This window comes from Halocella sp. SP3-1 (assembly GCF_003953885.1).
Lineage (GTDB): Bacteria > Bacillota > Halanaerobiia > Halanaerobiales > DTU029 > Iocasia > Iocasia fonsfrigidae.
On record NZ_CP032760.1, the window covers coordinates 2191524 to 2218069 of the forward strand.

Annotated in this window: 17 protein-coding genes; 16 read left to right on the forward strand and 1 reads right to left on the reverse strand. The window is 35.5% G+C overall.

What is annotated here, in order from left to right:
- The first annotated feature begins 131 nt into the window (after positions 1-131).
- The 15 genes from D7D81_RS10395 (at position 132) to D7D81_RS10465 (ending at position 24196) form a co-directional block, all read left to right on the forward strand.
- Positions 132-1229: a GerAB/ArcD/ProY family transporter gene (locus tag D7D81_RS10395; RefSeq protein WP_125989753.1), complete on the forward strand. Its 1098-nt coding sequence runs from the start codon at positions 132-134 to the stop codon at positions 1227-1229.
- Positions 1230-1283: 54 nt separating this feature from the next.
- The gene (locus tag D7D81_RS10400; RefSeq protein ID WP_125989755.1) at positions 1284-2846 is read left to right on the forward strand and encodes a spore germination protein; all 1563 of its coding nucleotides are present in this window, start codon (positions 1284-1286) and stop codon (positions 2844-2846) included.
- Positions 2839-4047 (forward strand): Ger(x)C family spore germination protein, encoded by a 1209-nt coding sequence (locus D7D81_RS10405; protein WP_125989757.1) that lies wholly within the window; start codon positions 2839-2841, stop codon positions 4045-4047. Before D7D81_RS10400 ends, D7D81_RS10405 begins: the two co-directional genes overlap by 8 nt.
- Before the next feature lie 21 nt (positions 4048-4068).
- Positions 4069-4383, forward strand: coding sequence for a hypothetical protein (locus tag D7D81_RS10410; RefSeq protein WP_205739177.1), 315 nt, complete (start codon positions 4069-4071; stop codon positions 4381-4383).
- Between the two features lie 215 nt (positions 4384-4598).
- Complete coding sequence (carA, locus tag D7D81_RS10415; RefSeq protein ID WP_205739178.1) at positions 4599-5669, forward strand: glutamine-hydrolyzing carbamoyl-phosphate synthase small subunit; 1071 nt, start codon at positions 4599-4601, stop codon at positions 5667-5669.
- A 33-nt stretch (positions 5670-5702) separates the two neighbouring features.
- Positions 5703-8903 carry a carbamoyl-phosphate synthase large subunit gene (gene carB / locus D7D81_RS10420; RefSeq protein ID WP_125989758.1) on the forward strand — a complete coding sequence of 1067 codons (3201 nt, stop codon included), beginning with the start codon at positions 5703-5705 and terminating at the stop codon, positions 8901-8903.
- A 103-nt stretch (positions 8904-9006) separates the two neighbouring features.
- On the forward strand, positions 9007-10383 hold the full coding sequence (locus D7D81_RS10425; RefSeq protein WP_125989760.1) for a radical SAM/SPASM domain-containing protein: 1377 nt from the start codon (positions 9007-9009) through the stop codon (positions 10381-10383).
- A 201-nt stretch (positions 10384-10584) separates the two neighbouring features.
- On the forward strand, positions 10585-11592 hold the full coding sequence (locus D7D81_RS10430) for a LacI family DNA-binding transcriptional regulator (protein ID WP_125989762.1): 1008 nt from the start codon (positions 10585-10587) through the stop codon (positions 11590-11592).
- Positions 11593-11672: 80 nt separating this feature from the next.
- The gene (locus D7D81_RS10435; RefSeq protein WP_205739179.1) at positions 11673-12569 is read left to right on the forward strand and encodes a carbohydrate ABC transporter permease; all 897 of its coding nucleotides are present in this window, start codon (positions 11673-11675) and stop codon (positions 12567-12569) included.
- A gap of 13 nt (positions 12570-12582) precedes the next feature.
- Positions 12583-13440, forward strand: coding sequence for a carbohydrate ABC transporter permease (locus D7D81_RS10440; protein WP_286169569.1), 858 nt, complete (start codon positions 12583-12585; stop codon positions 13438-13440).
- A gap of 178 nt (positions 13441-13618) precedes the next feature.
- Positions 13619-14857 (forward strand): extracellular solute-binding protein, encoded by a 1239-nt coding sequence (locus tag D7D81_RS10445; RefSeq protein WP_125989764.1) that lies wholly within the window; start codon positions 13619-13621, stop codon positions 14855-14857.
- Between the two features lie 91 nt (positions 14858-14948).
- Positions 14949-17498 carry a glycoside hydrolase family 9 protein gene (locus tag D7D81_RS10450; protein ID WP_125989766.1) on the forward strand — a complete coding sequence of 850 codons (2550 nt, stop codon included), beginning with the start codon at positions 14949-14951 and terminating at the stop codon, positions 17496-17498.
- A 35-nt stretch (positions 17499-17533) separates the two neighbouring features.
- Complete coding sequence (locus D7D81_RS10455) at positions 17534-19888, forward strand: glycoside hydrolase family 94 protein (protein WP_125989768.1); 2355 nt, start codon at positions 17534-17536, stop codon at positions 19886-19888.
- Between the two features lie 30 nt (positions 19889-19918).
- Positions 19919-22348, forward strand: coding sequence for a glycoside hydrolase family 94 protein (locus D7D81_RS10460; RefSeq protein WP_125989770.1), 2430 nt, complete (start codon positions 19919-19921; stop codon positions 22346-22348).
- Between the two features lie 192 nt (positions 22349-22540).
- On the forward strand, positions 22541-24196 hold the full coding sequence (locus D7D81_RS10465) for an AMP-binding protein (protein ID WP_125989772.1): 1656 nt from the start codon (positions 22541-22543) through the stop codon (positions 24194-24196).
- Positions 24197-24449: 253 nt separating this feature from the next.
- Here D7D81_RS10465 and D7D81_RS10470 read toward each other — a convergent pair whose 3' ends face one another.
- Positions 24450-25412 (reverse strand): D-isomer specific 2-hydroxyacid dehydrogenase family protein, encoded by a 963-nt coding sequence (locus D7D81_RS10470; RefSeq protein WP_125989774.1) that lies wholly within the window; start codon positions 25410-25412, stop codon positions 24450-24452.
- 444 nt (positions 25413-25856) lie between these two features.
- Between D7D81_RS10470 and D7D81_RS10475 the strand changes: the two genes are divergently transcribed.
- Positions 25857-26528 carry a helix-hairpin-helix domain-containing protein gene (locus D7D81_RS10475; RefSeq protein ID WP_125989776.1) on the forward strand — a complete coding sequence of 224 codons (672 nt, stop codon included), beginning with the start codon at positions 25857-25859 and terminating at the stop codon, positions 26526-26528.
- Positions 26529-26546 lie beyond the last annotated feature (18 nt).

Below are 26546 nucleotides of genomic sequence, written 5' to 3' on the forward strand. Positions count from 1 at the left end.
TTATATGTACTTATTATTAACAAAAGACATATAATTAATAACTTTTACTTTCAATCAAAATTTTATTATATTAATATTTAAATTTAAAATTGTACAAAATAATGCTATGTAGATTTTAAGGGGAATCTAATATGCCTCAAATATCTAAAAGTCAATTGGCACTATTATTTATTAACATAATCATACCAGCTGCTCATATCCAGGTTCTATCTGTAAGTGTTAAGTATTCTAAAAATTCTGCGTGGATTGCTGTATTAGCAGCATATTTAATCATTGCTATTCTTAGTTTCGTAACTATAAAATTAATAAAGTTATATCCTCAGGATAGCATTTTAGATTTTAGTTCTAAAATTATGGGTAAGACGATAGGAAAGTTGTTCAATATTATCTTATTTTTTTATTCTTTTTTAATAGCATCATTTATGTTAGAACAATTTACAATATTAGTTACAACTATGGTTTATCGTATGACACCAGCTTATATTTTAAGAACTGGTATTATGATTTTAGCAGTATATCTGGTCAGTTTGGGAGTAGAGGTGATCTTTAGAGTAAGTGATATCATATTTATAATAGTTATTGTATTCACAATAGTTATTGGTATAGGTTTGTTAAAGGAAATTGATTTTAAGATGCTATTACCAATATTCACCGTTGATCTTAAGAATTTTATTAAAAGCACAATAATGCCCATGGTTTTTTTCGGCCAGATTATCATATTTTTGTTTTTTCATAATTTGCTTGAAGATTTATCAAGTATAAGTAAAACTATACAATTAAGTTTGTTGGTAGGTAGTATATTTGTATTTTTATTTGTATTAGTTGATTTAATGGTTTTTGGGGCAGACTTAGCTTCTAGAATGCTTTTTCCTCCTTATATGTTAATTAGATTTATTAATATTGAAGAAGTACTAGATAGAGCAGAGGTTTTTATGTTAACCTTATGGATTGCTTTATCCTTTATTGAGACGGCAGTTTATTTTTGGATTAGTAATCAAGCTATAATTAAGGTATTTAATTTAAAATATCAAAAGCTAAACATAATTCCGTTAGCTATTATTTTACTAGCTCTTACTACTGTAATGTGGAGAGAAAAAGGAATAATTGGTTTTCAGCAGTATGTTCAACTTGGATATGCTTTTAGTATTTTAAGTGTTCAATTATTTGTTCCAGTCTGTCTATATTTAACAGCACTCTTTAGAACCTGGAAGGGAGTAGTTAATGAGTAATAATTTTAAAAAGCCTATACCTGTAAAAGAGATGAAAAAAAAAAGCTTAAAGCATTGCGAGAACGTTACATAAAAGGAGAAGATATTAATAATGTAGAGATAAAAGTAAGTTTAGATAAAAACTTAGTTTATATTCAAAGTATCTTTGATAAAGCAAGTGATTTAGTGGTTAAAAGATTTCAAATTGGAATTAACCATCCGATAAACGTAGCAATTATTTATATTAGTGGGATTAGTGAAAAAAAAGTTATTAATGATAATATTTTAAAAAATTTAATGGTTAATTCTCGTAATCAAAATTTTAAAGAAAATATAACTACTACAGGGATTAGGAATATTATTTTAAATACTTTATTACCTGTAGCAGGAGTAACAGTTAAAGAACATTCTGATGAATTAATACAGGCATTACTTGAGGGAAAAACTATTTTATTGGTAGATAATTTATCTGAAGGCTTTTCCTTAAGCACAGAAAATGAAGACTCCAGGGGGCAGGATCCAGAGACTGAGACAGTTGTTAGAGGACCAAAGGAAGGGTTCACAGAGGATTATAATACCAATATCAGCTTAATTAGGCGTAGAATCAAGACTCCTGACTTAAAATTCGAAAAATATGTAGTAGGTAGAGTGAGTAAAACAGATGTAGTCATAGTCTATCTACAAGGTATTGTCGAGCAAGCATTAGTAGAAGAGGTTAGAGAGAGAATAAGAAGAATTGATATAGATATAATCAATGAAAGTGCCAATATTGAACAGTTAATTGAAGATGATCCATACTCTCCTTTTCCTCAAATGAACAATACTGAACGGCCAGATGGGGTGGCTTCAGCATTGAATGAAGGACGAATAGCTATTATAATTGATGGAACCCCTTTTGTATTACTTTTACCCACAGTCTTTATTCACTTTCTACAGTCTACTGAAGACTATTATGAACGTTTCTTATATCCAACTGTCATTAGATTGTTAAGGCTATTAGCTTTTTTTACAGCCTTATTGGCTCCTTCTATCTATGTTGCGATTACTACATATCACCAAGAGATGATTCCAACTCCTCTGCTAATAAGTATTGTAGCTTCTAGAACAGGAGTGCCTTTTCCTTCCGTTTTAGAGGCATTATTAATGGAAATTACTTTTGAAGCTTTACGTGAAGCAGGATTACGTTTACCAAGACCTGTTGGTCAGGCAGTAAGTATTGTTGGGGCTTTAGTTATTGGGGAAGCAGCTGTACAAGCTGGACTTGTTTCCAGAGCAATGGTAATTGTTGTAGCTTTAACAGGAATTGCTTCTTTTATTATTCCAGCTTATAATATGGGAATTTCCATTAGACTGCTTAGATTCCCAGTTATGTTTTTAGCAGGAAGTTTTGGTATGTTTGGTATAACCTTTGCTTTTTTAGCTCTGTTAATACATTTATCAAGTTTACGCTCTTTTGGTATCCCTTATTTATCTCCAATAACCCCCATTAATTTATCAGGATTAAAAGATTCTATTTTTAAGGTGCCAGAATGGATGAAGAATAAAAGATCAACCTTTATTTCAAAAGAAGATAAGAAGAGAATTAGGACTAATGCTAAACCTGGCCCTTCTAATAAGCAGGGTGAAGATAATGATTAAAAAATTAATTTGCAGTTTATTAATAATAATTATTATGTTAAGTGCTGGTTGTGCTAATAGAAAAGAGGTGGATGAACTAGGGATTATTAATCTTACAGCAATTGATAGAGATCCTAAAACAAATAAATATGAAATCGGAGTTCAATTAATTTCTCCGCAAGGAACTATGTCCGAGCAAGGGACTCAGCAGCAAGTCTGGACTATTGCTGCTACAGGTGATACTTTGATGAAGGCTGCTAAAAATCTAAGGTCAAGAGTTCCCAAAAAATTAGTCTGGTTTCATAGTAATATAATAGTGATTGGGGAGGAATTGGCTAAAGAGGGTATTGATAAGACTATTGATTTTTTTGCCAGTAATCCTGAAATTAGATATAATAGTTGGGTTTTAGTCTATAAAGGAAGGTTAGATGAGTTATTTAAAATGGCCCCCAGGTTTGATAATTCTTTAGCTCAGGCAATGGAAGGAATAATAGATAATCAGGAAGAATGGTCTAGTTTCTATACAATTAATTTAAAAGATATGTTAATTAGATTAGCTAATCCTCATTATGATGTAATAGCAGGTATGATGACTGATTATGTTCCTAAACTTCCTACAGAGGGTACCTATGAGCAGGAAAATTTATTAAGTAATCTTGATCCAGACGAGAAGCAAATATTGGCACTTAGTGCTATGGGGGTTTTTAAAAATGGTAAACTAAAGGGTTGGTTTAATCAGGGGGATACAATGGGTTATCTATGGGTAACTGGAGAGATGAAGCGGGGTACAATAGTAGTACCAGTCAAAAAAAATGATAAAGATAGAAGTATGTCAGTAGATTTTCTTACAGCTAGTAGTAAGCTAAAACCAGTACTTAAAAAAGGGAACTTAAGTATTGAGTTAAAAATTAAGACTGATGTAGAGATTTCAGAGAAAGTATCGCAATTTGACTTAACAAAGATAGATAATGTTAAAAAAGCAGAAAAATTAATAGCAGAAAAAATCAAAGAAAAAATTGAAGGGGCTTTAAAAAAGGCTCAAAAGGAATATAAGGCTGATATTTTTGGTTACTCTGTAGTAGTCAACAGAAGATATCCTAAAGAATGGAAAGAAAAATACAAAGACAAATGGGATGAAATTTATCCAAATATTGTGACAAACGTAGATGTTGAAGTTACAATTAAGCGTTTAGGAATGTTATCTAATCCAATAATCGAATAAAAATTAATAGGAGCGATTAGATTGAAAGTAATAGCACTAACTTTGTTTTTTATTATTGTAATGTATTTTCAGATGAAAAATCTAATTAAAAATAAAGATTGGAAAGAGCTCTTTGTCTATTCGTTGTTAATGGGGGTTGGAATTTTATATAGTTATGGAATTGTTCTTGGATGGGAACTACCTAATCCAACAATTTTTTTAAATAAATTGTATAAACCATTTTATGATTATATATTTGAAAGCTTATTAGCAAAAAAGGGATTATCTAAAAATTTCCATTTATATTTTCCTTCGGTGAGTTTTTTTATCCAAGGCTTATTGACAAGTCATATATGATATGATACTATTTCTATTAGGTGAATATAAAGTATCCTTTAAACTAGTCCAGAGAGGCTAATAAGGAGATGAATCTACAGTTAGGATGGTGTTTTTTAGACCTGAGCTGTGGTTAATTCTGTATACCAACTCCTTGTCAGATTTTCTGGCAGGGGTTTTTTTGTATATTGGGATATATTTTGACAATAAAAATCTGGTTTTTACGGGGGGATTTTATGATCAAGGGAAGACTTGTTCTTGAAGATGGGAGCATCTTTGAGGGAGAAATATTTGGCTATGGTGAAGAAACAGGTGGTGAGATTGTTTTTAATACCAGTATGACTGGTTATCAGGAAATATTGACTGATCCGTCTTATAAGGGTGAAATAGTGATCATGACTTATCCTTTAATCGGGAATTATGGGATAAATACTGATGATTTTGAATCAGCTGCCCCTCACGTCAATGGGTTGATAGTAAAAGAGGTGTGTCCTGAACCTGAAAACTGGCGCCTGGATAGTAATTTAATAGACTACCTGGAGCAGAATAAAGTTACAGGTATTTGTGGTATTGATACCAGGGCATTGACCAGGAAGTTAAGAAGTGAGGGTACTATGAGAGGTATAATTACTAAAAAAGATGATGATGGTACTGCTCTAATTAATAAGGCAAAGGCTGTTCCTGCTCTATCAGGAAGGGATCTGGTAAGTACTGTTAGCAGTAAAGAGGTATACCAGCTTGGTAAAGATAATAAGTACCGGGTTGTACTTATTGACTGTGGAGCCAAGAAAAATATTATTACTTCCCTTGTTAAAAGAGGCTGTCAGGTAACAGTTGTTCCAGTCCGGACAACTGCTGATGAGATATTAGGTTTAAATCCTCATGGTATTATGCTTTCTAATGGCCCTGGTGACCCTCAGGATGTTCCCTATCTTGTAGATACTGTAAAAAAACTATTGGGAGAGAAAGCAATTTTCGGTATCTGCCTCGGTCACCAGATACTGGGTTTGGCCTGTGGTGCAGAAACCTTCAAATTAAAGTTTGGACATCGAGGTGCCAATCACCCTGTTAAAGATTTAGCTAGCAATAGGGTTTATATTACATCACAAAACCATGGGTTTGCCATTGATAATAATTCAGTTAAAAGGCTTGATATAGATATAACACACCTTAATGTAAATGATGGTACGGTTGAAGGCTTATCTCACAAGAAATACAAAGCCTTTTCTGTGCAATATCATCCAGAGGCCTGTCCCGGGCCAGAAGATTCTAATTATCTTTTTGATAAATTTATTGCCATGTTCTAGCAAAGCACACTCAAAATCTAGGAGGTTATAAAGATGCCCTTAAGGAAAGATTTGAAGAAGGTAATGGTGATAGGGTCTGGTCCGATTATAATCGGTCAGGCGGCTGAATTTGATTACTCCGGCAGTCAGGCCTGCCGCGCTTTAAAAGAAGAAGGTCTGGAGGTTGTACTTGTTAATAGTAATCCTGCAACCATAATGACTGATGAGAATATGGCTGATAGGGTTTATATTGAGCCGCTAACAGTTGAGGTGATAAGTAAAATACTTCGTAAGGAAAGACCTGATGGTCTTCTGCCAACACTTGGTGGACAGATTGCTTTGAACCTGGCGATAGATCTGGCCGAAACAGGTATACTGACCGAAGTGGGAGTAGAATTATTGGGCACTCCTCTGGAAACAATCCAGCGGGCAGAGGATAGGAATACATTTAAGGAATTAATGGATGAAATAGGTGAACCTGTTTTAAGCAGTAAGACTGCTGAAACGATTGTTGAAGCAAAGAAAATTGCCAATAATATTGGATATCCTGTTATCATCCGTCCGGCCTATACTATGGGAGGAACAGGTGGGGGTGTAGCTCATTCACCAGCAGAACTGGAGGATATAGCGGCCCGGGGTTTTAAACATAGTTTGATTGGTCAGATATTAATAGAACGGAGTATTAAGGGCTGGAAAGAGATAGAATATGAAGTAATGAGGGATGGTAATGATAACTGTATTACTGTCTGTAATATGGAAAACTTTGATCCAGTAGGGGTTCATACCGGTGATAGTATTGTTGTTGCCCCCAGTCAGACCCTGACTGATAAAGAATATCAGCTTCTGCGTTCTTCAGCATTGAAAATAATTAGGGCCCTGGGGATTGAGGGTGGATGTAATGTACAATATGCCCTAGACCCAGAGAATTTTCAGTATTATATTATTGAGGTTAATCCCCGGGTAAGTCGTTCCAGTGCTCTAGCATCTAAAGCAACAGGATATCCGATTGCCAAGGTTTCTGCCAGGATTGCCCTGGGATATACCCTGGATGAGATAGAAAATGCTATAACTGGCAAAACAATGGCCTGTTTTGAACCGGCCCTTGATTACCTTGTTTTTAAAATACCGCGCTGGCCTTTTGATAAGTTCCATTATGCTGACCGCGGTCTGGGTACACAAATGAAAGCAACTGGAGAGGTTATGGCTATTGATCGTACTATAGAATCAGCCCTCCTGAAGGCTGTACGTTCTCTGGAGATAGGGGTCTATGGATTAAAACAATCTGCCATAGAGTCATTTAATGATAAGAAGTTAAAGGAAAAACTACTGGCTGCTGATGATGAGCGCTTATTTGTTCTGGCTGAGGCCTTAAGAAGGGGTTATAGTGTAGATGAACTCCATAAATTAACAGATATCAGCAGCTATTTTTTAAGTAAATTAGAAAATATCATTAATTTGGAAGAAGATATAAAAATCGAACTTACCCCTGAATTATTGGAAAGAGTGAAAAGGGTTGGTTTTTCTGACAGGGAGATTGCTACTTTATCAGGTAAAAAAGAGGAAGAAATAAAATCTATACGTGATAAACATGCTCTAAAACCGGTTTATAAAATGGTTGATACCTGTGCAGCAGAATTTGAGGCTGTTACACCATATTATTATTCATCATACGAAACTGTAAATGAATCAATCAGAACGAACCGAGAAAAAGTTATGGTCCTTGGTTCAGGGCCGATTAGAATAGGTCAGGGGATTGAATTTGACTATTGCAGTGTACATTCTGCCTGGACCCTTCATGAGGAGGGTTATGAATCTATTATTGTTAATAATAACCCGGAGACTGTAAGTACAGATTTTGATACTTCAGATAGATTATATTTTGAGCCTCTAACTAAGGAAGATGTAATGAATATTATCGAACAGGAAAAGCCAGCCGGGGTTGTAGTACAGTTTGGGGGTCAAACTGCCATAAACTTAGCTCATCCACTAGCAAGTGAAGGTGTAGAGATACTGGGGACATCTGTTGAAGCGATAGATATTGCTGAAGACCGTGATAGATTTATAAAACTCTTAAAAGAGCTTAATATCCCTACACCAAGTGGTGATGTAGCTGCTTCCTTAGAGGAGGCTAAAAAGATAGTCTATAATGTTGGCTATCCTGTTTTAGTACGCCCCTCCTATGTCCTTGGTGGTAGGGCGATGGAAGTAGTTTATAATGATAATGAACTTATAGAATATATGAGAAATGCAGTTAAGATATCCCCTGAACATCCGATTCTTGTTGACAAATATATTACTGGTATGGAGATAGAGGTAGATGCAATTTCAGATGGCCGGGATGTAGTAATACCCGGGATTATGGAACATGTGGAACGGGCTGGTGTTCACTCTGGTGACAGTATAGCTGTTTACCCTACACATTCATTAAAAGCAGAATTAAAAGAAAAGATAGTAGATTATACTATCAGGATTGCCCGGGCTTTAAGGATCAAGGGCCTAATAAATATCCAGTTTGTTGTAGCCGGGGATAATATTTATATTATTGAGGTAAATCCTCGTTCCAGCCGTACAATACCATATTTAAGTAAGGTTACCGGGGTTCCTATGGTTAAACTGGCCACAAAGGCTTTGCTGGGAGTGCCCTTAAAAGAGATGGGTTATTTAACAGGCCTTGTCAGGGAAAAGAAACATATTGCTGTTAAGGTACCGGTATTTTCTTTTTCCAAATTAACAAAAGTTGATACAGGATTAGGTCCAGAAATGAAATCAACAGGGGAGGTTCTTGGTCTGGATTATTCATATGAAAAGGCCTTATATAAAGGATTAATAGCTGCTGGTATTGAGATACCTCAAAAAGGAACAATTCTGGCAACTATAGCCGATAAGGATAAAAAGGAAGCGATTAAATATATTAAAGATTTCACAGCACTGGGTTTTAATATTATTGCTACTGAAGGGACAGCTGATGCCCTTAAAAAGGCTGGTGTGAAGGTTGAAAAAATAAATAAAGTCTCAGATGGCTCGCCACATGTAATTGATTTAATCAATCAGGATAAGGTTGATTTAGTTATTAATAGCCTTACCAGGGGTAAGATACCAGCCAGGGATGGATTTCAGATCAGAAGGAATGCAGTTGAAATGGGTATTCCCTGTCTAACTTCACTAGATACTACTGCAGCGATTTTACATGTTCTTCAGGAGATAAAGGCAGGAGAAGATATTGAAGTACAGGCCTTGCAGGATTATATAAAATAACCCTAAACGATGATCACCAAATAAACTAATTAGCTATCATTTTTTAGAGTTACACGAATATATATGTATAAAGTGATAGCTTAAAGTTAGAGGTGATCAATTAATGGGTATTAATATTGATTTTGCAAAAAGATTTGCTGCTGATTTGGCAGTCAAGCAGGTTTTAAAGTACATTGAAAAGTCCCCAGAGGAAAACTTTTTGCATATTCTTGATATAGCAGAAAAATTGGTCAAGCGTGATAACCATAAACAGGCCGTACAGGCTATGAGGGAAAATTATGAAGGAAATCCAGTTATTAAACAATATATTAAAAAACTAAGTGATATTGCCCCTGCTTATAGGGATGGCTTATTGATGAATTTCTTTGTTAATGCCGTGATTTTAGGTATACCATACCAATACGAATTATCTGAAGAATTGGGAACAGCAGTACCCTGGACAATATTAATAGATCCTACCAGTGCCTGTAATTTAAACTGTAATGGTTGTTGGGCCGGGAAATATAATAAGAAGGATACCCTTGAATTTGAAGTTGTAGATCGGGTCATTGTGGAAGCCAAAAAGCTGGGGATATATTTTATTGTATTATCTGGTGGGGAACCTACACTTTATCCTTATCTCTTTGATATCTTCAGGAAACATGATGATGTTGGTTTTATGATGTATACAAATGGCACTTTGATCGATGATGAATTTGCGGATAAAATATTGGAAGTTGGTAATGTAACACCAGCTATCAGTCTTGAGGGTTTTAAAAATCAAACTGATCAGCGCAGGGGAGAAGGAACCTTTGCTAAGATAATGGATGCTATGGACCGTCTTTCTGCACGGGGTATTATATTTGGTGCCAGTGTTACAGCTACCAGGGATAATGTGGATACTTTATTTGGGGATGAATTCATTGACTTAATGATTGAAAAAGGCGCTATTTATATGTGGTCATTTCATTATATTCCGATTGGGAGAAATCCTGATTTTAATTTAATGCTCAAACCAGAGCAGAGATATAATCTAGCAGATAGGGTAACTGACTTGAGGAATAATAAACCACTTTTTGTTATGGACTTCTGGAATGATGGGACATTTAGTCAAGGGTGTATTGCTGGAGGTAGAAGGTATTTTCATATAAATGCTAAAGGGGAAGCAGAACCTTGTGCTTTTGCACATTTTTCTGTGGATAATGTCAAAGAAAAATCATTAAAAGAAATCCTACATAACCCCTTGTTTAAGGCTTATCAAAAGAGACAGCCATTTTCTGCAAACCTGATGTGTCCCTGTCCAATTATAGATAACCCCCAGGCCCTGAGGGATATTGTAGAAGAGTCTTCTGCTCTACCAACCCATGAGGGTGTCCGGGAGATATTTGCAGCTGAAAATGCGGAAAGGCTTGATCTAATATCTAATGAATGGCATTGTATTTCTCAGAAAATACATGATAAGAGAATGGGTATAGAAAAGTCTAGAGAAGGAAATTTTTAAAATTTTTTTAAAAAAAAGAAGGAATTTTAAATTTAGTATTGAATATGTATATATAAAGATACTAAACCGATTTAGTTTTGATAGATATAATCCTGAAAAAACTGTCGAAAATTATCAACTTTATAGTTTCTTTTTAAGTTATATTAATTATTTTTTTAAATAACTACTAAACCGTTTTAGATAGGCATGGGGGTGCTGGTTTTGGCGACAATAAAGGATATAGCAAAAATCGCAGGAGTGTCAGTTACAACAGTATCCAAAGTAATTAATGAATACCCGGATATTGGGGAAAAGACAAGGGAAAAAGTAATCAAGGTAATAGAACAGGAAAATTACCGTCCTAATGCTATTGCCAGGAGTTTGTCAACAAATAGGTCCAATACAATAGGTATATTTTTTACTGATCATTTAAATAGTGGGCTTAGACATCCTTTTTTCCGTGATGTTATCTATGGTATTGAAAAGGTTTTTTTTCAAAAGGGTTATGATCTGGTTATGTTTGCTCACCGTTGGGGTGATCGCTTCAGTTATACTGAAAAAAGCAAGAATAGAAATGTTGATGGAGCAATTTTGATGGGGATGCCGAGGACTGACCCTAATATTGATCGATTAATTAACTCTAATATTCCGACAGTTTTTGTTGACCTTGACATAGTAGGTAAGAAGGCCTCTTATGTTATTTCTGATAATGTGCAGGGAGCAAAAATAGCTGTTGAACATTTATATAATCTAGGTCATAGAGAGATCGGGATGATTATGGGACAGTGGATTACTAAAGCTGCCCAGGACCGTCTGATTGGATTTCAGCAGAAAAAGGATGAACTAAAACTTAATAATAATAATAAATGGATTATTGAAACAGAGTTTAGTGAAAAGGGTGGATTTCAGGCCATGAAAAAAATCCTATCTTTAGATGAAAAACCGACTGCAGTATTTTGTCAGGGTGATGAAATGGCCATAGGTGCTATGGCGGCCATTGAAGAAGAAGGGTTTAGTGTTCCAGATGATTTTTCACTTGTAGGATTTGATGATATTGAAATAAGCCGTTATGTGCGGCCTGCCCTGACAACAGTCCATCAGGACAAGTTGCTTATGGGGGAAAAGACTGCTGAACTTTTATTGGATATTATAAATGAACAAAAAAGTTTTTTTCCTATTGTATTACCTACTAAGTTAATAAAAAGAGATTCCTGTAAAGCAATTGATTAGTTTGATATTGGAGTGAGGTGATTGATGAAGAGTAAATATAGGATTGTGATAGGGTAGCAAAAAAAATTTGAGGTGATAAGATGCGGAAATTAAAAACTTTAGCTTACTGGTTTATCTTGCCAGCGGCACTTGCTATGTTGTTTGTACATATATTACCGATGACCTGGGGGGTTTTGATCAGTTTTAAGAAACTGGATATTTTTACAATTCGCAACTGGATTTCGGCCCCCTGGATTGGTTTTCAAAATTATATCAATGGTTTTGATCCAGTTACTACAGTTGGTCAGAGGTATATAAGTAGTTTATGGAATGTATTGTACTATGGTGTTGTAACCATCTTAGGTGGTTTTGTATTATCACTTATTGCTGCATTATTATTAAATAGGGATTTCTTTGGTAGAACTTTAGTAAGGGGACTGATCTTAATACCTTATATTACACCAGATGCGGTTGCTTTTAGTTTCTGGCGGTTTATGTTTCAAAACAGGATTGGTATTATTAATGAGACATTACAAAATCTGGGTATTATTCAGGACAGGGTTATGTGGTTAGTGGGTTCCAATAGTTTATATGCTGTTATGATAGCAGCCATATGGAAAGGCTGGCCCTTTGGTGCACTGATGTTATTGGCCGGGCTTCAGACTATTCCTCAGGAAATGTATGAGGCAGCAATGATTGATGGGGCATCTGTCTGGCAGAGATTTAGGTATATTACTATGGCATATTTATCACCGGTAATAAAAACAATGATGATTATGAATATACTCTGGAATTTTCATGCCTATAACCAGTTTGTAACACTACTTGGTTCAGACCCGGGGAAATATGCTGAAGTTCCTAATACCTTAATTATGCGCCAAACTTTTAGTTTCTTTAAGTATGGTATAGGTTCAGCCTTGTCTGTTTCTTTAATGGTAATTATGTTAGTTATTACCCTGTTATACTTATATATCTTCCGGATTAGGGCAGAAGAGTAAAGGGAGTGATCTGATGAATAATGTAAAAGATATGACTATTTCCGGGAAGACACTATTCTATTTGGCAATAATAATTATGGTAGCCCTTGTTTTGGCTCCTTACTTGTGGATGTTATCGGCTTCATTTAAGACTGATCTGGAGATTCAAGGGATGAGACCAAGCTGGATACCCCAGACCTTTACTTTGTCAAATTATAGTGAAATGAATAGAACTGTGCCAATTTTAAAATTTTTTAAAAACAGTCTTATTATTTGTACAGGTGCTATGTTTGTTGCTACGCTTGTTGCTGTTATGGCAGCATATGGTATTTCCAGGTTTAGATTTTACGGCAGGAATCTTTATACACTAATTGTTTTATCCACCCAGATGTTACCTGGTATTCTGTTTATCATACCATATTTTGTAATGTTTAATTGGATTAAAGCTTTAACAGGTATTCCTATGGTTAATACCTATCACGGTATGATATTTACTTATACATCATTTGCTATTCCTTTTGCTACATTAATGATGAGGAATTACCTTGATTCAGTACCACAGAGTATTGATGAACAGGCCTTGATTGATGGCTGCAATAGATTTCAGGCCCTTTTTAGAATTATTATACCACTTGCTAAACCGGGTATTGCTGCTGTAGCAATTTATGCCTTTATTATGGGCTGGGGAGAGATTTTATTTGCGACAGTGTTAACCAATTCTGCTACAAGGACTATTTCCTTAGGTTTGTTACAATACATTAGTAGAAATCAGGCTAAATGGAGTCAAATGATGGCGGCCTGTATTGTTTCTAGCCTGCCAATTATCATTCTCTTTACGATTTTCCAGAAACATATTGTGCAGGGTTTAGTAGCTGGTTCAACAAAAGGTTAATAAGTTTGTAAAAATCTTTTATCTTAATCTAATAAGATAAACTTATCTATAAAATGAGTAAAACCGGGTAGGCTTATCCTGGTAGGCTCAAATATTTAAAGGAGGTGGTTTGCAGGGTATTTATATCTGATCGGTTTAATGGGAGTAGTTTTTTAAATTCTAAAGGGGGTATTTTTAAGTGAAAAAGTTAGTAGTGTTATTAACAATCGCAATGATGCTGGTTTTTGCAGCAGTAGCTGGTGCTACTGAAATTACATTCTGGGCTATGCCTAATGGTCCTTCGGAAGCACATTATGAATGGATGGCAAAGGCTGCTGCAGAGTTTGAAGCTGAAACAGGTGTTAAAGTTAATTTTGAAGAAATCGGCTGGGATAGTTTAAATCGTTTAACAAATACAGTTATCACTGGTGAGGGTGCTCAGGTATTTCAGATCGGTAATACCTGGCAGGGATTATTTGCTGCTACTGGTGGTGTCCTTGAATTTGATCTGAATGATTTTGATGAATTTATGGGGGCGCCCCTGGCAAGTGCTACATATGATGGTAAGGTTTATGGTATACCATGGTTTGCTGAAACAAGGTGCTTATTCTATAATACGGAAATGTTCAAAAAAGCTGGTATTACTACTCCTCCAGGGACATGGTCTGAAGTTATGAATGCTGGTCAAAAGGTAGTTGATAAGTATGGTGAAGGCAGTGCTTTTGCGATTGCGGGAACAGGTGCCTGGGATTTGATTCATAATTATGCCATGCTCTTATGGTCATTTGGTGGAGAAATGTTAGTAGACGATAAGGCTGTTTTTAATAGCCAGGCAGGTTATGATGCAATTGATTACTGGGTAGGTTTACTTGATAGTGGTCTGGCTAGTCCTGCGTGTGCTGAGTATAACCAGCCTCAGGCTAATGCGGCCTTTACTAATGGTGATGTTGCTATGACTATTACTGAACCATCTCAGATTGCTGTTATTGCTGATCAAAATCCAGATTTACCCTATGATATTGTTCAACCACCTGCCGGTCCTGCTGGTAGGGGTGCATTTGCCGGTGGTAGTAATATTGTAATTAGAAACAATGCCCCGGTAGAGGAAATTGAAGCAGCCAAGGCCTGGGTTCAATTCTTGATAAGAAAAGAAAATCTGGTTTCATATTGTAAGAACCAGTGTAATTTCTTGCCTACAACCAAGATAGCCTTTAGTGATCCATTCTTTAATAGTGGTAAAATGGCACTATTTAATACGACACTCAGTTATGCTAAGGCCTATCCAACATTAGCAGAATGGGGCGAAATCGAAACTTCTATCCAGGGTAATTTCAGTAATGTATTAACTGAATGGGTAGAAGGTAACTATGATGAGAATTCTGCTGAAGAGTATTTAGATGCAGCTGCGGCAGAAGTTAATGCTATACTTGGCAACTAAAAATATCAGGGAAGGGTTTATCCCTTCCCCTTTAAATATTATTAGTTTTTATAACTTGAAAAAAGAATAATTACAAGAGGTGATACTTCTTATGTCTAAGAAAGGTCTCTTTTTTTTGTTAATTTTATTATTTCTAATAATAGTAGTTACACCAATATTAGCTACTGATCAGTTTCCTATATATTTCAATATAGATTCCAATATTACTATTGATGGGCAATTTAATGATTGGCCTATTACAATACCCTGTATTATCAATAGTGATACTCAGATAACTAATGGAGAACGTAAATCACCTGAAAATTTTAATGGTCTAATAAATAGTTTTTTTGATAATAAAAATATGTATATTTCTGCAATAATAAAAGATAGTACTCCATTAATGAACAATTTTAAAGGGAATGATATCTATCAGGGTGATTGTCTGGAAGTATATATTGGATTTCATGACAAAGTACATAGTTCTTACCAAAATGATTATCAATTCGGTCTATCACTAACTTCAGGAGGGATTGAAACCTGGCACTGGACAAAAGGTGAGGAATTGACTGCTTATGATGTAAAGATAGTAACAACAAAAGAAGGATATCAATTAGAAGCCAAAATACCATTATCTAATTTTGACATACAAACTGTTAATCCTGGTCAGACTGTCTGGTTTGATTTTGGCTTAGATAATGGTCAAGGAAAAGATACACGTTCTACACAGATGATTGCTTTTGGAGATGGTACTGGATGGCAGACGGCAGAGGTTTGGAAAAAAGCCTATCTTACTAAAGATGAAAAAATCTTTAACAAACCATACATCATTACCCCACCTTCCTTTAAAACTGAAAAATACCATCGAATTTATGTCTGGTATAAAGGTGAATTTTTAAATGACCTTCCGGAATTTAAATCTAAATTTGAAGTTGACAACAGGGCTGGATATGTTTTTAAACCTGATAGAGAAGTTAATTTATCTGTCTCTGCTAAAATTGCTGGTTATGAAATAAATAAGGTAATTAATGTAGAAAAATCAAAAGAGGAGTTTAAGATTGTTATGCCGGTAAGGGATATAAAAGTAAATCAAGTAGGCTATTTGCCTGATTCAAAAAAATATTTTATATTGACTGATAACTCAGGTGAATTAACTGAAAGAAAGTTTACTATCTTAACTTCATTATCTCAGGATGAAGTTTTTAGTGGCAAAATAGTTGGACCTATAGAAGATAAAACTACTGGTGATACTCTCTATTACGGTGATTTTACTAAATTAACCAGGCCGGGAATGTATAAGATCAGGATAAATGGTTTTGAAAATTCCTACGTTTTTAATATTAATAATAAGATTTACAAAAATTTATTCTATGAAACTATGCGTTCATATTACTTACAGAGATGTGGCATAGATCTAAATGACGATATTTCTAATATAAACCATCAAGCCTGCCATCTTGATGATGCTTATTTAAAAACAAACCCTGATGTACCTAAGGATGTAACAGGGGGTTGGCATGATGCTGGTGATTTTGGTAAATATATTCCACCAGCAGGAGTAACTGTAGCTCAATTATCTTTGATGTATCAACTAGCTGGTGATAAAGTTTCAAATATATGTCTAGATATTCCTGAGTCTAACAATGAAATAGCTGATGTTATTGATGAACTAAAATATGAATTAGACTGGATGTTAAAGATGCAGGCAGAAGATGGGGGTGTTTATCATAAGGTTACACCAGCAAATTTTGCTGGGATGATACTTCCCGATAATGATACTAAGAAACGATATGTATATGAAAAAGGGACTGCTGATACAGCAATTTTTGCAGGTGCTTTAGCACTTGCAGCCGATACTTTAAAGGATATTGATAGTAATTATGCACGAAGATTGAAAACTGCTGCTGTAGCTGCGGCAGAGTTTTTACGCAATCAGGAGTTTGATTTATGGCCTTCAAATGATAATACTGGTGCTTATACTACTAGTAATTTGTCAGATGAAAAATTTTGGTGTTATGCTCAATTATATAAATTAACCGGTCAAAGAGAATATCTAGATCTAGCTGCTGACTATATAGATAAGGTAAGAGAAATTGCACCTATCAGCTGGGATAATACATCTGCACTGGCTGTTTATGCACTATTAAGTTCTGATAATCTTCCAGATGACTTAAAAAATAACTTGCAAGATAGATTAATACAACATGCTGAGATGATAGTCAGTAAAGTCAATAGTAATGGTTATCCTACTTCATTGGGAGAGTCAGAGTATTACTGGGCTTCCAATAAGGTTGCTTTAGCATATGGGGTGAATTTAGTTTTAGCTAATCAATTTAACTCTGATGAAAGGTATATAAATGCTGCCCGTAAACAAATTGATTATGTATTAGGAATGAATGCCTTGAGCAAATCCTTCCTTACTGATCTTGGTACTGATGATGTTAAATATCCCCATCATCGACTGGTAATTGCCAGTGGTCAATTAATACCCGGCTTACTTGTTGGAGGACCTAATAATAATGCAGATGATGGTCTATATGATAAAGGTTTAAAGCAAAAAGGTTATCTTGATGATGAAGAGGCTTATTCCTGTAATGAATATGCGATAGATTATAATGCTCCCTTTGTCTTTTTAAGTGGATATTTTATTAAAGAGGGGTAGGAGATAATTTAACTATATAAAGGAGGTAATAATAAATGCGTTATGGTTTTTTTGATCAGGATAAAAAGGAATACATAATAACAAATCCGTATACCCCAACACCCTGGATTAACTATCTGGGAGGTGGAGATTATGGAGGTATTATCTCACATACAGCTGGTGGGTATAGTTTTGATGGGGATCCCCGCTATAAAAGAGTGCTTCGGTATCGCTATAATGCTATTCCTGAAGACCAGCCTGGTAGATATATATATATTCGGGATAATAAAAGTGAGAATTATTGGTCTGCTAGCTGGCAGCCAGTAAAAAGGGATTATGACTACTATAAATGCTATCACGGGCTCGGCTATACAGCAATAGAACAGAAAGTAGATGATATTAAAACAAGTATCACCTATTTTGTACCCGGTAATCATTCAATGGAGATTTGGTGGTTAAGGGTAAAAAATCATAGCGCACAGCAAAGGGATTTAGGTCTTTTTACCTATGCCGAATTCTCCTTTTTTGATGCGGTTAAGGACCAGCAGAACCTGGATTGGACTCAGCAGATTCAACAGGGTGATTTTGAAGATAATATAATTTACTGGAATGCCTTTATGAAGTACTGGGATTATATATTTATGACCAGCAGTATGCCAGTATCTTCCTTTGAGACAAGTAGAGAGGCTTTTATAGGTAGTTATCGTGATCTCAGTAATCCTGTTGTTGTGGAAAGAGGGTATTGTGATAATAATGAAGCACGCCGTGCTAATGGTGCAGGTGTATTAAATAATAATATTACTTTAGAGGCTGGTGAGGAAAAAGAGATAATATATCTACTGGGAACAACCCCTGATAAAGATATCTCAAAAAAAGAGATTGGTAACTTTTTGAAGGTAGATAGGGTTAAGAGGGAATTTGTTAATCTTAAAAAATATTGGGATAAATATTTGAATAAGTGTCAGGTAGAAACACCTGATGATGAAATGAATCTGATGCTTAATACCTGGAATCCTTATCAGTGTAAAACTACTTTTAACTGGTCCCGCTTTGTATCATTATATCAACTTGGTATAAATAGGGGAATGGGATTTAGGGATAGTGCCCAGGACATTTTAGGTGTTGTCCATTCAATTCCAGATGAAAGTAAGGAACTAATTATAAAATTATTAAAATGCCAGCACAGCAAGGGGAATGCCTATCACCTATTTTATCCCCTAACAGGGGAAGGTAGTATAGGGGAAGCTGGCGAAGATGGTAGTGTAGACTGGTATTCTGATGACCACCTCTGGGTGATTTTATCTGTTACAGCTTATATTAAAGAGACTGGTGATCTTGCTTTTCTGGAGGAATTAGTACCCTATGTTGATAGTAAGAAAAAAGCATCTGTTTTGAGACATTTATGTCAGGCTCTGGAGTTTACTGAGAGTCATAAAGGCAAACATAATCTACCCTTAGCTGGTTTTGCAGACTGGAATGATACAATAAACTTAGACCACGGTAATGGAACTGCAGAGTCAGTCTGGACAGGTATGCTGTATTCATATGCTTTAAAGGAAATGATTGATTTATTACAATATATTAAGCAGGAAGAGCTGGCAGATAAATACAATGATTATTATAGAAAACAAATTGGAGATATAAATAAGTGGGCCTGGGATGGCTCCTGGTATCTGCGGGCTTTTGATGATAATGGTCAAGTAGTTGGTTCTAGTAAATGTGAGTCTGGAAAGATTTTTCTTAACCCTCAGTCCTGGTCAATAATAGCAGGTATTACTGCTAAAGAAAATCGAAAAAAATTATTAGAGAATGTTAAAAAATATCTTAATACAGAATATGGGGTTGTTCTTTTATATCCAGCTTATCATGAATATGACAAGTCTAAAGGGGGGATAACTACCTATCCACCTGGAGCCAAAGAGAATGGGGGTATCTTTCTGCACACAAATCCCTGGGTAATGATTGCTGAGGCTATTGAGGGTAATGGAGAGCAGGCCTATCAGTACTATCGTCAGGTTTTGCCCCCCTGTAGAAATGAGATAGCTGATATTTATGAAGTAGAGCCCTATGTCTACTGTCAAAATATATTAGGCAAGGAACACCCTCAATTTGGTCTGGGGCGTAATTCCTGGTTAACAGGCACAGCTGCTTGGATGTATAGGGCTGCAGTTTATTATATTCTGGGTATCAGGCCAGATTATGATGGTTTGATTGTTGACCCTGTCCTGCCTTCAGAGTGGAATGGTTTTAAAGTCAGGAGGGTTATAAGGAATAAAATACTTAAAATTGAATGTATTAGGAAGGGAGAGAAATCAATAGAAATTAATGGAGAGAAAATATCTGATACTAATAAAATAAAATATAGCAGACTTAATAAAAAAGAAAATAATATAAGGGTATATTTTAATTAAAGAGATTTTAATAAGAGAGGAGAAAAGACTATGAAGTTTGGTTATTTTAATGATGAAAATAAGGAATATGTTATTACTAGACCAGATACTCCATACCCCTGGATAAATTATCTGGGGTCTCAGGCATATTTTTCTCTACTGTCCAATACAGCAGGGGGCTATAGTTTTTATAAAGATGCCAGCAAATTAAGGATAACACGTTATAGATACAACAATATACCTCATGATGTAGGTGGTAAGTATTATTATTTATTTGAAGATGGTGAATACTGGTCTCCTACCTGGGCTCCTGTCAAGAGAGAACTTGATAAATATGAATGCCGTCATGGTCTGGGTTATAGTAAAATCACAGGGGAATATAATGATATTAATACAGAAATACTCTATTTTGTACCTGAAAATGCTAACTGTGAAATACACCGTTTGAAGATTAAAAATAATAGTAATAGAAAACGTTCGCTAAAGTTGTTTTCTTTTATTGAATTTTGCCTCTGGAATGCCTTTGATGATATGACTAATTTTCAGAGGAATTTCAGTACAGGTGAGGTTGAAGTAGAAGGAGCAACTATTTATCATAAAACAGAGTATCGAGAGAGAAGGAATCACTATGCCTTTTTTACTGTAAATAGTGAAATTGATGGTTTTGATACTGATCGGGAAAGTTTTATGGGGTTATATAATGGTTTCCACGAACCGGCAGTGGTTAAAAATGGTCAGTCGAGTAATTCATTAGCCAATGGCTGGTCTCCAATTGCTTCACATTCTATTAATATGGATCTTGAAGCCGGTGAAGAAAAGAGTTTTATCTTTCAACTGGGTTTTATAGAGAATAAAAAAGCAGAAAAGTGGTCTGCCCCTGGTATTATTAATAAGACAAAGGCCTATCAACTTATGAGGGATTTTGATAATGATAAAAAAGTGGATAAGGCCTTTAGAGAACTTAAAGATAGCTGGGAAAGCTTACTTGATAATTATCAGCTGAAGTCTGGTGATGAAAAACTCGATAGAATGGTAAGCATATGGAATCAGTATCAATGTATGGTAACCTATAATCTATCGCGCAGTGCTTCATATTTTGAGTCTGGTATAAGTAGGGGAATGGGTTTTAGGGATTCAAATCAGGACCTCATTGGTATAGTACATATGATTCCTGAGCGGGCTCGCCAGCGCATATTGGATCTGGCAGCAACTCAATTTGAGGATGGGAGTGCCTATCATCAGTTTGAGCCTCTTAATAAAAAGGGGAATGATGCTATTGGAAGTGGGTTTAATGATGACCCTTTATGGCTAATACTTGGTACAGCATCTTATCTTAAAGAAACTGGTGATTTTGATTTCTTAAATCAAAAAGTGCCCTTTAATAATGGTAAGGAGGCAGTACTATTTGATCACCTTAAGGCCTCTTTTATGTATATAGTTAATAATCGTGGTCCACATGATCTACCACTTATAGGACATGCTGACTGGAATGATTGTCTTAATTTGAGTTGTTTTTCAGATAAACCAGGTGAGTCTTTCCAGGTATTAAGTAATAAAGAGGATAGTCAGGCAGAATCTGTTATGATTGCCGGTATGTTTATTACCTTTGCCCCGGATTTTATAGAAATTTGCCGCCAGAGAGGAGAAGAAGAATTGGCCAGGGAGGCCCAAAACTATGTTGAGGAGATGAAAGAAGCTATCAAAAAGCATGGTGTTGATGAGAACTGGTTTCTACGGGCCTATGATTACTATGGTAAAAAGGTAGGTAGTGTTGAAAATGAAGAAGGTCAGCTCTATATTGAACCACAGGGTTTTTGTATTATGGGTGGTATAGGTCTTGAGGATGGTTTGGCCAGAACAGTTCTGGATTCAGTCAAAGACCGGCTAGATACAGATTATGGTCTTGTTTTAGTAGATCCTACTTATAAAAGTTATCATATAGAATTAGGGGAGATTAGTTCATACCCACCAGGATATAAGGAAAATGGGGGGATTTTTTGTCATAATAACCCCTGGATAATGATAGCCGAGACTATGATCGGCAGGGGTGACCAGGCCTTTGAGTACTACAAGAAGATAGCACCTGCCTATCTTGAAGAGATTAGTGAAGTCCATAAAACAGAACCATATGTGTATGCTCAGATGATTGCCGGGAGAGATGCTGCAACACATGGAGAGGCTAAAAATTCCTGGTTAACAGGTACAGCTGCCTGGAATTTTGCAGCTATTACACAATGGATTCTTGGTATTAGGGCTGATTTTAATAGCTTAAAAATAGACCCATGTATCCCTAAAAACTGGGATGGTTTTGAAGTGAAAAGGGTTTTCAGGGGTGATATTTTTAAAATAAAAGTAAACAATCCCGAGCATGTGAGTAAAGGTGTCAGGGAGGTTAAGGTTGACGGTACTCGAATTAATGGCAATCTTCTTCCAGTATATCAAGATGGTAGAGAACATGATGTAGAAGTAATTATGGGTTAACTTAATGTATTAAGGAGAAAACAGGATATTTGCTTTAAAATTGATTGTTCTAAATCTGAAATGCAGTATAAAAAGTTTTATTTTTATACTGCATTTTTTTTTATAATGTGATATGATTTAACTATGTAATTTACATAATAAATATTTAAGTTTAAAGAAATTTACTGCTTAACAAATGAGAGGTGTTATCTAGTGCTTGGTAAATATCTGGAGAAAATAGAATTTTCATCTTATGATGATTTTGTAAATGATTATAAGATTAAAGTTCCAGATAACTTTAATTTTGCTTTTGATGTTGTGGATAAGTATGCAGAAGAAGAACCCGAAAAAACTGCTCTTGTCTGGTGTAATGATGAAGGAGAGGAAGAGACCTTTACCTTTAAGGAACTGAGAGATTACAGTAATCAGACTGCTAATTATTTTAGAGCTTTAGGGATCAAAAAAGGGGATGCAGTAATGCTAATCTTAAAACGGCGTTTTGAGTTTTGGTTTAGCATCCTGGCTCTCCATAAAATTGGGGCTATTTGTATTCCTGCTACCCATCTACTTACCGAGAAGGATATTGTTTATCGAAATAATGCAGCTGATATAAAGATGATTGTTGCAGTAGGAGAGGAAGAGGTTTTACAGAATATTGATAAGGCAGCAGTTAAATCCCCTGGTCTACTAAAAAAGGTTATGTTGAATGGTTCCCGTGATGGATGGCATGTTTTTAACGAGGAAATTAAAGGATATTCAAGTTCTTTTAACAGACCACAAGGTGATAGTGCTATTTCGAATGATGATATTATGTTAATATATTTTACTTCTGGTACTACAGGGATGCCTAAAATGGTACAGCATAATTTCGTATACCCATTAGGTCATTTAATAACAGCAAAATACTGGCAGAATGTCCGCAATAATGGATTGCATTTAACGGTTGCTGATACTGGCTGGGCCAAAGCAGTCTGGGGGAAATTATATGGGCAGTGGTTGGTTGGCAGTGCTGTGTTTGTCTATGATTATAATACAAGATTCAATCCAACTGATTTGTTAGGAATGATAGAAAAATACCGGGTTACAACCTTTTGTGCCCCTCCAACTATCTATCGTTTTTTTATTAAGTCTGATCTCAGCAAATTTGACCTTAGCAGTCTGGAATACTGTGTTGTGGCAGGAGAGCCTTTAAACCCCGAAGTATATAATAGATTTTTAGAAGAAACAGGCCTTGAATTAAGAGAAGGATATGGACAAACAGAACTGACTGTTACTCTAGGAACATTCCCCTGGATGGATGTTAAACCAGGTTCAATGGGAAAACCTGCTCCTGGTTATAATATTGAGCTTCACGATCGAGAAGGAAATGTCTGTGGTGTCGGGGAAGAGGGAGAAATTGTTATCCGTACAGATAGGCAAAAACCCCTCGGAATGTTTGGGGGTTATTACCGGGATAAAGAATTAACACAAAGGGTCTGGCATGATGATATGTATTATACTGGGGATGTGGCCTGGAGGGATGAAGATGGTTATTACTGGTTTGTAGGGCGTGCTGATGATGTAATTAAAAGCTCTGGTTACCGAATTGGCCCCTTTGAGATAGAAAGTGCCCTTATTGAACATTCTTCTGTCCTTGAATGTGCCATAACAGCTGTTCCTGATGAAATTCGTGGACAAATTGTAAAGGCCAGCATTGTTCTGGCTAAGGGTTACCAGGCCAGCAAGAAACTGGCCAGGGAATTACAGGATTATGTTAAGAAAATAACTGCCCCATATAAATATCCACGTATTATAGAATTTGTTGATGAACTTCCTAAAACAATTAGTGGTAAAATAAGAAGGGTAGAAATAAGAGCTAAAGATAATTAATAAAAGATAAGAATGATTGTAATAATAATAAAGCAAGGGGAAGAAATTCCCCTTGCTTTTATTTTTAGTTAAGGAACTTGGATTTTGAGATTATGGACAACTTTGAAGACCGACCAATATATTTACTTCCCTTGTCGTCTACTACGGCGTCCTGCCTTCGTTTACTGTCGAGAAATTGTCTTTCGGCGTCCATGCCTTCAGACAATTTCTAGAGTCGTCCAGTATATATATTGGTCTGGTTTATGATAAGTAGTTAACTGTTTTCTTTTAGATACGAAATACAGCTTAGAATTGAGTTTTCTACCATATCACTTACAGCCTGGTCAGTATAGAAGGCAGTATGTGGTGTTATAATTACATTGGGATAGGATTTTAATATGGCCAGTTCCCTGTTACTTAAGACCTGGCATTTTAAATCGTTGTAATAAAGGTCTGCTTCACCCTCAATTACATCTAAAGCAGCACCACTAATCTTTTTATTCTCAAGGGCTGCAATTAGATCCTTTGTATTAATTAGTGAACCGCGGGCGGTATTGATAATATAGACACCATCTTTCATAATTGAGAGGGATTCTTTATTAATAAGGTGAAAATTCTCTTTTGTGGCAGGAACATGCATCGTAATAATATCACTTTCTTGAAAAAGTTCATTTAAATTGACATACTTGGCAGACTCTTTTATGTTTCCCTGTGGATGTAAGTCATGGGCAAGGAGTTTACAAGCAAAACCACTTAAACATTTTATCACCCTTTGTCCAATTCTACCTGTACCAATGATACCGACTGTTAAGTTGTGTAGCTCCTTACCTTGAATCCCTTTTAGTGAATAATCCTGGACATTGCTTCGCTCCATAATTCCTTTCATTTTTCTCAGTACCATTAGAATTAACATAACCGTATATTCTGCTACACTGGCTGGGGAATAACCTACATTTCCTACTCCGATTCTATATCTTTTAGCACTTTTAATATCAATATGGTCATAACCAATTGTCCTGGTAGAGATGAATTTTACCCCTATCTGATGGAATTTTTCTATTAATTCCTGATTAATTCTGCTTGTGATAATACTGATACAGTCACAACCTTCTGCTAGCTCAGCATTTTCAATCTTAGGTTCATCTTCACATAATTTCATTTCAACTTGATACTTTTCACTAAATTTCTTGAAATATTCAATCTCGTCTTCACGGCAACTATATGCTAGAATATTCATTTTTTGACTCCTTTATTTTTAGATTTTTAAGATGGTTAAAAATACTGTTTTCTATATAATATCAAAAAAAGTTAAGTTTTTCTATATAAGTAGCACTTAAATATAGCACTTTTCCGTTCCAGCCAATTATAGTAATTCCGCATGTCGTGCGCCACAGGCACTCCGTATCTGAAAAACCGTACAAGAACATTAAGGTTGCACTCCGGCGTCCTGCCTAAGCGAAAAATATACGACGCTCTCGATGAGCTAGTGTCTAAGCTAGCATTGCGTAAGTTAAAAGAAAGCTTAGACTAGTCGCTCCATTAATATAATTGGCTTACACAAAGCATTAATGTGAATAAATTAAATGAAACTTATATAAGTTTAAAAAAAATAAATTTCAAGCAGGAATTAAAGGGTTTATTATGAAATATATAGTAAAAATCAGGAAAAGAGTGGTATATAATGAGAAGGATTAATAATTTGAGCAGGGAACAGATTGTTCTGGTACTGTTATTAGTAGTAATTATAATAGGAGTATCCTTTTTATTGATCAGGGAACAGGTAACTAAGGCTGTAGTAGTGTCAACTGTAAATAAGAAAAATGACTTTAATAATGAAAGTAATGGGCAGAATGGGATTTTATCAACAAATGATATAGTAGAAGGGGAAGGGGTTGAGAAAGAAGATCAAAGGATAATTATCCATATAGCAGGTGAGGTGAAACAATCAGGTGTATATGAACTGCCAGGAGATGCCAGGGTAATTGATGCTGTTATGGCAGCAGGTGGTGAGACATCTTATGCTGATCTTGACTCAATGAACCTGGCTTCACCAGTGTTTGATGGTGAAAAAATCTATGTACCTTCAATAATAGAAACAAAATTAAGTGATAAGTCTTATGTCAGTGGAAATAAGTTAAGTAGTACTGGGGTATCATCAAATAAAATTAATATTAATAAAGCTAGTAGTAAAGAACTGGAAGAATTACCCGGGATAGGCCCCAGCAAAGCAAGTAGTATCATAGATTACCGTGATGAAATTGGGAGATTTTCTGATCTCGAACAATTAACAGCTGTTAGTGGTATTGGGGAGAAGACCCTGCAGAAGATTAAAAATAAAATATCAGTCAGGTGAATGGTATGATGAGAAGAC